Genomic DNA, 12504 nt, shown 5'->3' with positions numbered 1-12504 from the left:
CGGCTCTTGTCCTGCCCCCAGTTTCGCCCCCCTCGCACCGCGCCGCCAAGCGGGCGCGGACCGGACGCCCCGAGGGCGAACATGATGAGAGGCAGCCAGGACTGCGGCGGTGGAGGCGTGCGGCGCGTACGGGCTGGAGCGTACGGCCGGGCGTGCCGAGCGGGAGCCGTGGCCGTACCAGGTCGCCGCCCTGCGGGCTGGGGCCTGTCTCCGGGGTGCCGTGTGCAGGATGCCTTCCGGGCAGGATGCGACCCGTTCCCGCAGGCCGACCGGGTCCGTCCGCCTCGACCGTCAGCGTTCCCCGGCGACCGCCGCCATGACCGTCAGCGCCCCCCGGCGACCGCCGCGCTGTCCCGCAGGAAGCCCACGAAGGCCTCGGCGGCCGGGGTCAGGGCGTGGTCGCTCATGCGGACGAGGAGGATGCGGCGCACCGGGGCGGGGGGCAGCAGCGGCAGGACGCTGACGCCTCCTCGGATGCCCTCCAGGGCCAGGGTGGGGGCGAGGGCGACGCCGATACCGGCGGCGACCATGGCCTGGGCCTCCTGGTAGTCGTGGGCCTCGTAGGCGATCTGCGGCTCGAAACCGGCCGTGCGGCAGCTGCGGGCGAGGGCCTCGGCCACCGGGTGGTTCTCCGCACGGGTGATCCAGGCGTCGTCGGCGAAATCGGCGAGGGCGGCCGAAGCGCGGCCGGCGAGGGGGTGGTCCGCGCCGACGAGGAGCGCCGGAGGGTCGTCGACGAGCGAGGTGACGACGATGTCCTCGCGGTCGATGCGGTTCCAGTCGTAGTCCCACATCAGGGACATCTCGATCTCGCGGTTCTCCAGCATCGCCCACAGCCCCGCGATCCGGGAACTGCGCACCGTCAGCCGTACGTCGGGGTGCGTCCGGCGGAAGGCGATCACGGCCCGGGGGAGGAGGGAGGCGCCGACGGTGGGGAAGGTTCCGACGCGCAGCGTGCCCGCGCGCAGTCCCGCGAAGTCGGCGAGTTCGTTCTCCGCGGCCGTCAGCTCGCGCTTGATCCGCTCTCCTCGCTCGGCCAGCGCACGCCCCGCGTCGGTGAGGGTGACCCCGCGCGCGTGACGCTCCAGGAGGGGCTGTCCTGCCTCCGCCTCCAGGCGCCCGACCTGCTGCGACACCGCTGACGGCGTGTAGTTGAGGGCGCGCGCGGTCGCCGTGACAGAACCCCGGCGGGCGACCTCGGCGAAGAGCAGGATGCGCCGGACGTCGAGCATCTCGCCACCTCCAGCGTTCACTTCAGCTTAATACCCATGCAGATTTCCGAGATTGTACTTCACGCTGCCCGCGCCCACTGTGGATCGCAGCCCGCACGGAAGTGCCGTCGGGGTTTCCACGAGGAGTCTGTTGTGTTGCGTCTGCAGGGCGAGATGATCCGCGGGGGTACCAGCAAGTGCTGGATCTTCGACCACCACGACGTGGTGGCGACCGGCGTGGACGCCGACACCCTGCTGCTCGCCGCCTACAACGCCGCCGACCCCCGCCAGATCGACGGCGTCGGCGGTGCCTCCTCCACCACCTCCAAGGCGGCGATCGTCCGGGCCTCGACGAAGCCGGACGTCGACGTCGAGTACGCCTTCGCACAGGTCGGCATCGGCGACGCGCGGGTGGAGTGGACCAGCAACTGCGGCAACTGCGCCACCGCCGTGGCCCTGTACGCCGTCCACAACCAACTGGTGCCCGTCACCTCGGACTCGACCACGGTGCGGATGCTCAACATCAACACCGGAGCCCGGCTCAGCGGCACCATCCCCACCCCGGGGCGGACCGCCCCCGACGCCGGGACGGCCCGGGTGCCGGGCACCGCCGCGCTCGGCGTGCCGGTGCTCCTCGGCTTCGAGGACCCCGCCGGTACGTCGACCGGCCGGGCCCTGCCGACCGGCCACGCCCTGGACACGCTGACCGGGCCCACCGGCACCGTCGAGGCGTCCCTGGTCGACGCCGGCGCCCCGGCGGCGCTGTTCGAGGCCAAGGCGTTCGGACTCGACGGCACCGAGTCCCTCGCCGACTTCGCCACGGCGGTGCCCGCCCTCACCGTGCTGCGCCGGCAAGCCGCCCTGGCCATGGGACTGGTCCAGGAGAGCGACCCCGTCAGCCACGCCGTCCCGAAGGTCGGAGTGGTCGCCCGCCCTGTCGCCTACCGCACCACCGATGGCACCCTCGTCCCACAGGACGAGTACGACCTGGCCGTCCGCATGGTCTCCATGCACGCACCCCACCCGGCGATCGGCCTCACCTCGGCCGTAGCCCTGGCCACCGCGGCCGCCACACCCGGCACCCTCGCCCACCGCGTCGCCCGGCAGACCGCCGACGGGACGCTGCGCCTGGGCACCCCGGCCGGTGTCATCACCGCCCGAGCCGTCCCCGCGGGGGAGGGCGCGTCCCCCACGGTGCTGCTGCACCGCGCCGCCCGCCGCATCGCCCGAGCCGAACTCCTCGTTCCCGTCCTGGAAGGACGCCCCGCATGAGCCGCAACGACGCCGCCCCGGGTACCGTCGACGCACCGCCGAGCCGCTTGCGCAGGCTGCTGTCCCTGCTCTACGTCCAGTGCCTGATCGGCGTCCTGGCCGGGGCCGCCGTCGGCTGGCTGTGGCCGTCGTTCGGGGCCGATCTCAAACCGCTGGGCGACGGGTTCATCGCGCTGGTCCGCATGATGATCGCGCCCGTCATCTTCTGCACCGTCGTCCACGGCATCGCCTCCATGGGCAACGCCCGTGCCGTCGGCCGGGTCAGTCTCAAGGCGCTGATCTACTTCGAGGTCCTGACGACCGTCGCCATGGTGATCGGGCTGGTCGTCGTGAACGTCGTCCAGCCCGGCAGCGGACTGCACGTCGACCCCTCCACCCTGTCGACCAAGGGGCTGCCGCCGGAGGCGACCGCGAGCCACGAGAGCCTCTCCGCGTTCCTGCTCGCCATGATCCCGGACACCCTGCTCAGCGCGCTGACCGGCCACGAGATCCTGCCCGTGCTGCTGATCTCGGTGCTGTTCGGCTTCGGCCTGAACGCCGCCGGCGAGGCGGGCGCGGGGCTCACCCAGGGCATCGAGAAGCTCTCCAGGGTCCTGTTCACGCTCATCCGCTGGATCATGCGGCTGGCCCCCATCGGTGCCTTCGGCTCCATGGCCTTCACCATCGGCAACTACGGCCTCGACACCCTGCGCCACCTCTTCCTGCTGGTCGGCTCCTTCTGGCTCACCGCCCTGTTCTTCGTCCTGGTCGTGCTCGGCACCGTCATGCGCGTCAACGGCCTGCGCCTGCTGCCCTTCCTCCGCTACATCAAGGAGGAGCTGCTGATCGTCCTGGGCACTTCGTCCTCCGAGCCGGTGCTGCCGCGCATGATGGCCAAGCTCCAGCACGCCGGCGCCTCGAAGCCGGTCGTCGGGATCACGCTGCCCGCCGGGTACTCCTTCAACCTCGACGGCACCGCCATCTACCTGACCATGGGCTCGGTCTTCCTCGCCCAGGCCCTCGGCATCGACCTCAGCCTCACCCAGCAGCTGTCCATGCTCGCCGTCATGCTCCTGACCTCCAAGGGCGCGGCCGGGGTGACCGGCTCCGGCTTCATCGCCCTGGCGGCCACCCTCAGCGCCGTGCCGCACGTGCCCGTCGCCGCGCTGGCCCTGATCTTCGGCATCGACCGGTTCATGTCCGAGGCCCGCGCCCTGACCAGCGTGGTCGGCAACGGCGTCGCCACGCTCGCGGTCGCCAAGTGGGAGGGGCAGCTGGACGAGGAGCGTGCCAGGGCCGTCCTGCGCGGCGAGATCCCGTTCACCGCCGTGCCCGAGGGCGACCACACCCCCGGGCCGCAGGCAGGACCGACGTCCGACCCGCACCCCGGGGCGGTCGAGGAGGCCGAACCGAAGACCGCAGCCGGGGCGGTCGAGGACGATCCGAAGGCGCCGACCGGGGCGGGCCGTGAGCCCGTGCCCGCCGCGGGCTGACCCATCCCGTACCGCCGGTCCGGAGCGCGGGCTCCGGACCGGCTTCTTCGCGTGCTCGCCCGGGACGACGGCGGGACCGGTGACAACGGCGGGACCGGTGACGACGGCGGGACCGGTGACGGCGACGGCCCGGAAGCGGCGCGGCCGCTGAGGTCCGGTCCCTGGCCGCGAGGGTCAGTTCACCTCGGACGGCGGCTGCGTACGTTTCCTGCAACACCCGTCCCGTGCAGCGGGAGCTACGAGGAGGCAGGTCCGTGGAGCGAAGCCAGTCGGATACGTGTGTGATCGGGGCGGGACCCGCCGGGCTGGCGGTCGCCAGGGCCCTGGCGGAGCGGAACCTGCCGTACACCCACCTCGAGCGGCACTCGGGGCCGGGCGGCATCTGGGACATCGACAACCCCGGCAGCCCGATGTACGAGTCGGCCCACTTCATCTCCAGCAAAACCCTGTCGGGCTTCGGCGGCTTCCCGATGCCCGACCACTTCGCGGACTACCCGCCGCACCGGCAGATCCTGTCGTACCTGACGTCCTTCGCCGACGCGTACGGGCTGACGGAGCGCATCGAGTTCGGTACGGCGGTCGAGAACGTCGCGAAGAACGCGGACGGCACCTGGACCGTCACCACGTCCGACGGCGGGCAGAGCGTGCACGGGCAGGTCGTGGTGTGCACGGGTTCGCAGTGGCACCCCAACATCCCCGAACTGCCGGGACGGTTCAGCGGAGAGGTCCGGCACACCGTCGGCTATCGCGGCGCCGAGGAGCTGCGCGGCAAGCGGGTCCTGGTCGTCGGCGCGGGGAACTCCGGGTGCGACATCGCGTGCGACGCGGCCCGCAGCGCGGACCACGCGGTGATCAGCATGCGGCGCGGCTACTGGTTCATCCCCAAGCACCTGTTCGGCCGGCCCGTGGACACCATCGCCGCCGGCGGCCCGAAACTGCCGATGTGGCTGGAGCAGCGGCTCTTCGGCGCCCTCCTGCGGATCCTCAACGGCGACCCGACGCGCCTCGGCCTGCAGAAGCCGGACCACAGGCTGTTCGAGACCCACCCGGCCGTCAACTCGATGCTGATCCACCACCTCCAGCACGGCGACATCACCGCCCGGCCCGGCATCGCCGACACCGCGGGCAGGACCGTGCGCTTCACCGACGGCAGCAGTGACGAATTCGATCTGATCCTGCTGGCCACGGGCTATGTCCACAAGGTGCCGGTCGCGCAGAAGTACTTCGGCGACGAGCAGCACCCCGACCTCTACCTGTCGTCGTTCTCGCGCGAGCACCACGGCCTGTTCGGCGTCGGCTTCATCGAGACCAACTCCGGCGCCTACCAACTCTTCGACGCGCAGGCGCAGTTGATAGCCGGCTACCTTGACGACGCCCGGCAGGGGCTGCGGAACGCGGAGCGCTTCGCCCAGATGATCCGCGCGGACCGCCCCGATCTGTCCGGCGGACTCACCTTCGTCGACTCGCCCCGCCACGTCGGCTACGTCGACGGCGGGGCCGTCGTGAAGTACCTTCGCAAGGTCGCCCGCGACATGGGCTGGCGCACCGAGGGACAGCCGCCGCCCGTACGGTCCCCGCGGCACGCGGAGGCGGCGGCGTGAGCGGGTTCGACTTCCCGGGCAAGGTCATGCTGGTGACGGGCGGTGCGGGCGGCATCGGCAGCGCTCTGTGCCGCCGGTTCGCCGAGGGCGGGGCCCGCTGTGTGGTCGTCGACATCGACGAGACCCGGGCCCGGAAGGTTGCCGCAGAGCTCCCGGGCGCCGGGCACACGGGTGTGGGCTGCGACCTCCTGGACCGAGCGCGGGTGGAGCGGCTGTTCGAGCTGGTCGCCGACACCTACGGCCGCCTCGACGTGCTGGTCAACAACGTGGGCATGACCAGCGCGGAACGCTTCGACGAGCGCAGTGTCGAGAGCATCGAGCGGGAGATCGCCCTCAACCTGACCTCGCCGCTGGTCGCCACCCGGATCGCGATCCCCTTGCTGAAGGCGTCCGGGGACGCCCGGGTGGTCACCACCGTCTCGCTCGGCGGGATCTTCCCGCTGGGCGAGACCCCGATCTACACGGCCTCGAAGTTCGGGCTGCGCGGCGCGATGCTCGCCATCGGCCTCGACCTGCGGAGCAAGGGGATCCTGGCCGGCTCGGTGCTGCCGTCGGCGACCGACACCCGGATGCTGCGGCAGGAGGCCGTGGACGGCGGCAACTCGATGCAGTTCCAGGACCGGCCCCAGCAGCCCGCCGATGTCGTCGCGGCCGTGGTGAGCCTGCTCGACCGGCCCCGCCTGGAGGCCTACCCGCGCCCCGGCGAGTCCCGCCTCGTGCGGCTCGCGATGCTCGTGCCGAACCTGCTGCCGAAGGTCTTCCCCCTGTTCCTGAAGCGCGGTGACCGCGGCATGGCCCGCTACCTCGAGGAGCTCCGGCACCGCGGACTGGCCCAACAGGTCGACGGACAATGGAAGTTGGTGGAGGAGGCATGACCGCCCACGACACCCTCCAGGTCGTCAACCCCGCCACCGGGGAGCCGATCACCACACTGCCCGCCGCGAGCGCCGACGACGTCGCCAAGGCCGCCGAGCGGGCCCGGCAGATCTTCGACACCGGGCAGTGGTCGCGGCTGCCGGTCCGGGAACGCGCCGCGGTCCTGCTGCGGCTGGCCGACCTCATGGAACGCGACGCCGAGATCCTGGCCCGGCTGGACAGCGAGGACGCGGGCAAGCCGATCACCGAGTGCCGTACGGGCGACGTACCGGGCGCGATCGAGTCGATCCGCTGGTTCGCCGAGGCGGCCGACAAGGTCTTCGGCCGTGTCGCGCCGGGCGGGTCCGGCGGCCTGGGGCTCATGAGCCGCGAACCGGTCGGGGTGGTGGCGGCGATCCTGCCGTGGAACTACCCGCTGGCCATGACGGCCTGGAAGGTGGGTCCCGCGCTGGCCGCCGGGAACTGCCTGCTGGTCAAGCCGGCCGAGGCGACCCCGCGTTCGGCCCTGCACCTGGCCGTGCTCGCCGCCGAGGCCGGTCTGCCGGACGGGGTGCTCACCGTGCTGCCCGGACACGGGTCCGAAGCCGGGGCGGCCCTCGCCCGTGACCCCGTCGTGGGGGCGCTCTCCTTCACCGGGTCCACCGCGACAGGGCGCCGCGTCCTCAAGTACGCGGCCGACAGCAACTTCAAGCGCGTCTCGCTGGAGATGGGCGGCAAGAGCCCCCAGGTGCTGATGGCCGACGCGCTCGCCTACGGGGAGGAACTCATCGCCGACATGATCCAGGCCGCGTTCCTGACGACGGGGCAGAACTGCACCGCAGGCTCTCGTGTCCTGGTCCACGAGAGCATCGCCGACGAGGTCCTGGACCGGTTCACGGCGGCGGCACGGCACCTGGTGACCGGCGATCCGGCCGACCCCCGCACACAGTTGGGGCCGCTCGTCGACCGCGCCGCCTTCGACCGGGTCGCGGCAGCCGTGGGCGCCGCCCGGGCCGGCGGTGCCCGGATCCACAGCGGGGGACTGCCCCATGGTCTGCCCGCGTACGGTGCCTACTACCCGCCCACCGTGATCACCCGCGCCCCCGCCGGCAGTGACGTCCTGACCAGGGAGCTGTTCGGCCCGGTCGTCACCGTGCAGACCTTCACCACGGAGGACCAGGCGGTCCGCATGGCCAACGCCACCGAGTACGGGCTCGCCGCGTCCGTGTGGACCCGCGATCTCGACAGGGCGTGCCGGCTGGCCCGCGGCATCGAGGCCGGGGTGATCTCCGTGAACGCCTACAGCGAGGGCGACATCACCACCCCGTTCGGCGGCTGGAAGCAGTCCGGGTTCGGTGGCGCGGAGAAGTCCACCAACGCCTTCGACCAGTGGACCAGGGAGAAGACGGTCTGGATCCGCACCCGTTGAACGGGGCCGCCGTCGAGCCGGGCCGCACCCGTTGACCGGGGCCGCCATCGTCGAGCCGGGCCGCACCCGTTGACCGGGGCCGCCCCCGTCGACTCCGGTGAGGGCCCGGGCCTCACCCCCGGCCCCGGGCCCTCACCGGCGCTCCGTGCGCATCCGCTCGCGCAGCTGTACCGGGGAGGTGCCGTGCCAGCGGCGTACCGCGCGGCGCAGCGCGCGTTCGTCGGAGAAACCCGCCCGGCGGGCGATGTCGCGGAGCGTCAGTTCCGGGCGGAGCAGCAGCTGTTCGACGCGTTCCCGGCGCACTCCCTCGACGAGCGCCTCGTACGTCGTGCCGCAGTCGGCCAGCCGGCGGCGCAGCGTCCGCTCGCTCGTGGCGTGGCGCCGGGCCTGCTCGGCGAACGAGGGGATCGCCGGGAGGCTCTGGGCGACGGAGATCTCCAGGACCTCCAGCAGATCCTGCTGGTCGCGGCGCGCGGCCAGCTGCGCGTCGAGCAGCTCCAGCGTCGACGCGTAGGTCACCGGATCCCGGCCGGGCATCCGGGCCCGGGCCCAGGCCGGGTCGATGACCATGCGGTTGGCCGGGGCGCCGAAGCGGACCGGGCAGCCGAACAGGGCGCCGTACGGTTCGCTCCGGCGCGGCGGCGGACAGGCGAACTCCACCGCTCGGGGCGCGAAGGCCGGGCCGACGGTCAGCCGGGACAGAGTGACCACGGAGGCGAACGCCTCCTCGGACAGGAACACGGCGACCGCCGGGTCCATGGCAGGGTCGGGGAGATCGGCGCGCAGCACGAAGGCCCCGTCCTCCTCGGCGACACCGGCCGACCACACCACCATCGCCCCGGACAGGTTCTGGTACCGCACTCCCGTCTCGATGGCGTGCCGCAGGGTGTCGTCGGCCATCAGCGCGAAGCCGAGCAGGCCCCAGGCGGTCAGGTGCTGCGCCGCTCCGACGCGCAGCCCCAGGTGCTCGTCGCCGGTGAGCTCCAGCGCGCGACGGATCACCGCGCTGCCCTGCCGGTACGACACCCGCAGCGCACCCGAGCGCATGACCGTCTCGTCCAGACCGACCTGTTCGAGCTGGGGCCGCAGGTCGAGACCGCGCTCGTCGGCGACCGCGACGAGGTACCACAGGATGTTCGGCTGGATCGTCGCCGAGGTGCTGCGGCTGGTCCCCGGAGGCTTCGCGGGGTCGGGGGCACGGGACGCGGGGGATGCGGGGGACGCAGGGGGCATCGCACTCACCTTCTCCTGGGCGACCACTGTAGGCGGCCGGGCGGCACCGGTCGCCTTGCTGGCCTCCGGAGTCCCTTCTACGGCCTCCCGCGTCCTGCGTTCGCGTCCGGGGCCCCGGCTACGTTTGCCGCGACCTGCCCGCATCGACCGGCCGGCCGTTCCCACGCACACAGGAATCGAAGGCGGGGCACCATCATGTCCTTCAACGCATCACCCCGCTCCGAGTGCGGGCACCCGGTCTCCAGGGCCGCCGCCCGGCGGGTCGCCGCGATCGCGTTCGCCGCACAGGGCGCCTGCGTCGCGGCCGTGTACACGACCGTTCCGGCCGTCACCGAGCGCCTGGGAATGGCTCCGCTCCTGACGACCGCGCTGATGGTCGCGGTGGCGCTGACGGCAGGGGGCGGGAGCTTCCTGGGGCTGGCCGCGATCCGCCGGGCCGGACCCGTCGCCACGACGCGCGGCGCCATGGCGGCGGCGGCCGTCGCGCTGCTGTTGATCGGCTGGGCCCCCGGCCAGGCCGCCGCCGTCTGCGCGTACGTCCTGTTCGGGCTCGCCGTCGGCGCCCTCGACGTAGGCGTCAACACCCGGGCCGCCGAGGTCGAACGCGCCTACGGCCGCAGTGTCTTCGGCTCCTTCTACACGGCGTGGAGCGCGGGCGGAGTGGTCGCGGCGCTGCTCACTGCGGGGGTGGCCCGGCTGGGGTGGCCCGTGGCCGGCGGCCTGGCACTGCAGGCGGGCATCGTCCTGCTGCTCGTCGCGGCGATGCGCACCCACGCCCTCCCCGCGCCTCGGACCCTCGCGGACGCCGGGCAGCCGTCGCCCGGACGTCGTCCATGGGTCCGGCTCCTGCCCTTCGGCCTGGTTCTCCTGGTCGTCTATGTCATCGACTCCACGGTCTCGGCCTGGTCGTCCGTCTATCTGCGCCAGACCCTCGCCGCCTCCCTCACGGTCGCGCCACTGGCGTACGCCGCCTACCAGGCCGGCACCGTCATCGGCCGAGCCGCTGCCGACCGGCTCGTGCAGAACCTCGGAGCGCCAACCGTCGTCCGCGGGGCGGCCCTGCTGGCCGGGAGCGCCCTGGCGGCTCTGGCAGCGGCGCCGAGCTGGCCGTTCGCCGTGCTCGCGGCCGGGGCCGTGGGGCTCGGCGCGTCCGTCCTGGCTCCGCTGTGCCTCGCTTCCGCCGCCCGGCTGAGTCCCACGGCCGCGGAGGCGGTCCTGGCCCGCCTGAATCTCTTCAACTACGTCGGCGTCGTCACCGGGGGTGCCGTGAGCGGGCTGCTCGGTTCCACCGGACACTTCCGTCTGGCCTACGCCGTACCGGCCGCTCTGGCGGTCCTCGTGCCGGCCGCCGCCCGCCATTTCACCCGCCCTTCGAACCCGGTCCGAAGGGAGGTCGTCCCCGAGGCGCTGTGAGAAACGGCCGGGGACGAGCCGGTGGGCTCAGGGAAGGACGGCCCTGCTGCGACGCTCGGCGTCACCGCGCATCGTCAACGTCTCCAGCTCCGTCGGCTCCCTGACCCGCCAGGCGGACCCGGACATCGAGATCGGCCCGGTCATGGCGGCCTACGCGCCGTCGAAGTCGTTCCTCAACGCCGTCACCGTGCAGTACGCCCGGCAGCTCGCCGGTACGGGCATCCTGATCAACGCCGCCTGCCCGGGCCTGGTCGCGACCGACTTCAACGGCTTCCACGGATCCCGCACCCCGGAGCAGGGCGCGGCCTCGGCGATCCGGCTCGCCACGCTGCCCGACGGCGGCCCGACCGGTTCGTTCTTCGAGGACGACGGCGTGGTCCCCTGGTGACATCGAACCGGTCGCGAGCACGCCGTCACCGTGCCGCGTCCGCCTCCGCCCTGCGGGTGGGCCTGCCCAGCGCCCAGAACAGCACGCCGAGGAGCATGAACCCGATGAGCGGTACGAGCTCCGTGAGCAGGTACTTCCCGCGCTCGGCGTGGCTCCAGCCGTCCGGGGCGTAGGAGGAGCTGAACCAGTTGAAGGGGGCGCCCGGCGCGACCAACTGCACGCAGGCGTACAGGACGAGCAGGGTGAGCACGATGCTGATGGCCAGGGGCGCCGGAGCCCGGTAGGGACGCGGGACCTCCGGGGCCTTGTGGCGCAGTACCGCCAGCGCCGGGAAGATGCCCAGGTAGCTGACCAGGGTCGTGGAGACGGCCAAGCCCAGGACCGCGCCGAAGAGCTTTGCCGCACTGCCGTCGGTGAGCTCGTGGGCCAGGACCAGGACCACCGTGGAGACCAGCCCGCTGAGGATGTTGACACGGACCGGGGTGCCGAAACGGCTGGATATGACGCCGAGGAAGCGGGGGGCCGCGCCGTCGTAGCCGGAGACGGCGAGGGCGCGGTCGGAGCCCATCACCCAGGTCACGCCCGAGGACAGCACCGTGAGGATGAACAGGATCGCGGCGAGGTCCCCGAGCGCGCTCCCGGCCCCGCTGAGGGTGGCGGTGCCGTCGCCGGCGACATGGCCGCCGTAGACCGTGAAGACCTGCCGGATCGCGTCGATGAAACCGCCGAGGCCGGTGATGGCCTTGACGGGCAGGACGAGCAGGATGCCGAGGATCGGCAGGGCGTAGAGCAGCACGGAGAGGGCGGCGCTGCGGAAGACGGCGTACGGCACGTCCTTCTGCGCGTCGGTCATCTCGTCGCCCGCGGTGCTGGGCAGTTCGAAGCCGACGAAGTTGAACATCAGGACGGGCACCAGGCCGACGAAGCCCGCGTAGGTCGGGGAGAAGTCGCCGAGCCCGAAGCCGTGCAGGCCGTGCTGGACGCCGTAGACGACGACGGTGACGGTGAACAGGCCGAGCAGGAGGAAGCGGCTCCAGGCGCCGATGGTGGGGATCCACTTGCCGACGTCGAAGGAGAGGATCGCGGCGAGGACGCCGATCCAGACGAACAGCAGGGTGAAGACGTAGAAGGCGGGGGTGCTCAGGTCCTTGCCGTCGTTGAAGAAGGTCGTGTACGCGGTGACGGCGGAGACGGACAGGGTGCCGCCCAGCCACACCGGGTTGGTGATCCAGTAGAGGAAGTTGTTGACCGCGCCGGCCAGGCGGCCGAAGGCGCGGCTGGTCCAGATGTAGGGGCCGCCCTCGTCGGGAAAGGCGGCGCCGAGCTCGGCGGTGAGCAGCGCCGAGGGGACGAAGAACACGAGGGCCAGCACGATGAGCCAGGTGAACGCCTCCGCGCCGGACGAGGCGACCGTGCCGATGGTGTCGACGCCGACAATCGTGCACAGCAGGAAGAACAGGATGTCGAAGCGGCCGAAGTGCTTGCGCAGTTTCTGCCGCTCCGACTGGGCTGCCGCCGGCGGGCCGGCCGGCTCGGTGATCAGGGGGCCAGCGGTCACCAGGGGCTCCTGCGGATGAGCGGGACAGGCGGAATTCGGCCAATGATCGGCGTCACCCGCACAGGCTCACAA

At 72.5% G+C, this 12504-nt stretch carries 9 protein-coding genes and 1 pseudogene; 7 read left to right on the top strand and 3 right to left on the bottom strand.

All coding sequences use genetic code 11. The features are described 5' to 3' along the window. Window positions 1-323: 323 nt before the first annotated feature. Entirely contained in the window at window positions 324-1232 is a 909-nt protein-coding gene (locus IOD14_RS35985) for a LysR family transcriptional regulator (RefSeq protein WP_123992619.1), read from the bottom strand. 132 nt (window positions 1233-1364) lie between these two features. Here IOD14_RS35985 and IOD14_RS35980 point away from each other — a divergent pair, with 132 nt between their 5' ends. From IOD14_RS35980 to IOD14_RS35960, 5 genes are all read left to right on the top strand, one after another. Beyond that, window positions 1365-2483 carry a PrpF domain-containing protein gene (locus IOD14_RS35980; protein WP_123988955.1) on the top strand — a complete coding sequence of 373 codons (1119 nt, stop codon included), beginning with the start codon at window positions 1365-1367 and terminating at the stop codon, window positions 2481-2483. Further along, window positions 2480-3955 carry a C4-dicarboxylate transporter DctA gene (gene dctA / locus IOD14_RS35975; protein ID WP_212672490.1) on the top strand — a complete coding sequence of 492 codons (1476 nt, stop codon included), beginning with the start codon at window positions 2480-2482 and terminating at the stop codon, window positions 3953-3955. Before IOD14_RS35980 ends, dctA begins: the two co-directional genes overlap by 4 nt. 254 nt (window positions 3956-4209) lie before the next feature. Continuing rightward, window positions 4210-5556, top strand: coding sequence for an NAD(P)/FAD-dependent oxidoreductase (locus IOD14_RS35970; protein ID WP_212672489.1), 1347 nt, complete (start codon window positions 4210-4212; stop codon window positions 5554-5556). Then, window positions 5553-6431 carry an SDR family oxidoreductase gene (locus IOD14_RS35965; protein WP_123988953.1) on the top strand — a complete coding sequence of 293 codons (879 nt, stop codon included), beginning with the start codon at window positions 5553-5555 and terminating at the stop codon, window positions 6429-6431. Before IOD14_RS35970 ends, IOD14_RS35965 begins: the two co-directional genes overlap by 4 nt. Next, window positions 6428-7840: an aldehyde dehydrogenase family protein gene (locus IOD14_RS35960; RefSeq protein WP_212672488.1), complete on the top strand. Its 1413-nt coding sequence runs from the start codon at window positions 6428-6430 to the stop codon at window positions 7838-7840. Before IOD14_RS35965 ends, IOD14_RS35960 begins: the two co-directional genes overlap by 4 nt. Window positions 7841-7972: 132 nt before the next feature. On the opposite strand, the gene IOD14_RS35955 is transcribed toward IOD14_RS35960, so the two are convergent. After that, on the bottom strand, window positions 7973-9073 hold the full coding sequence (locus IOD14_RS35955) for an AraC family transcriptional regulator (RefSeq protein ID WP_123988951.1): 1101 nt from the start codon (window positions 9071-9073) through the stop codon (window positions 7973-7975). Between IOD14_RS35955 and IOD14_RS35950 the strand changes: the two genes are divergently transcribed. Further along, the gene (locus tag IOD14_RS35950; RefSeq protein ID WP_349252449.1) at window positions 8981-10486 is read left to right on the top strand and encodes an MFS transporter; all 1506 of its coding nucleotides are present in this window, start codon (window positions 8981-8983) and stop codon (window positions 10484-10486) included. The two genes, IOD14_RS35955 and IOD14_RS35950, sit on opposite strands and share 93 nt — an antisense overlap. 43 nt (window positions 10487-10529) lie before the next feature. Then, window positions 10530-10874, top strand: a pseudogene (locus IOD14_RS35945) (SDR family NAD(P)-dependent oxidoreductase); the annotation flags it as partial. 25 nt (window positions 10875-10899) lie between these two features. On the opposite strand, the gene IOD14_RS35940 reads toward IOD14_RS35945, so the two are convergent. Beyond that, window positions 10900-12432: an APC family permease gene (locus tag IOD14_RS35940; protein ID WP_123988949.1), complete on the bottom strand. Its 1533-nt coding sequence runs from the start codon at window positions 12430-12432 to the stop codon at window positions 10900-10902. Window positions 12433-12504: the final 72 nt, after the last annotated feature.

It is taken from the genome of Streptomyces sp. A2-16, from assembly GCF_018128905.1.
In the GTDB taxonomy this organism is placed as follows: domain Bacteria; phylum Actinomycetota; class Actinomycetes; order Streptomycetales; family Streptomycetaceae; genus Streptomyces.
Note: the sequence above shows the minus strand (reverse complement) of the source record. Positions and strands in the feature narration are given on the sequence as shown.

Bases quoted from the DNA above. Each gene is read 5' to 3' on its own strand.
- IOD14_RS35985 (WP_123992619.1), bottom strand. From the start codon at position 1,232: ATGCTCGACGTCCGGCGCATCCTGCTCTTCGCCGAGGTCGCCCGCCGG.
- dctA (WP_212672490.1), top strand. From the start codon at position 2,480: ATGAGCCGCAACGACGCCGCCCCGGGTACCGTCGACGCACCGCCGAGC.
- IOD14_RS35960 (WP_212672488.1), top strand. From the start codon at position 6,428: ATGACCGCCCACGACACCCTCCAGGTCGTCAACCCCGCCACCGGGGAG.
- IOD14_RS35955 (WP_123988951.1), bottom strand. From the start codon at position 9,073: ATGCCCCCTGCGTCCCCCGCATCCCCCGCGTCCCGTGCCCCCGACCCC.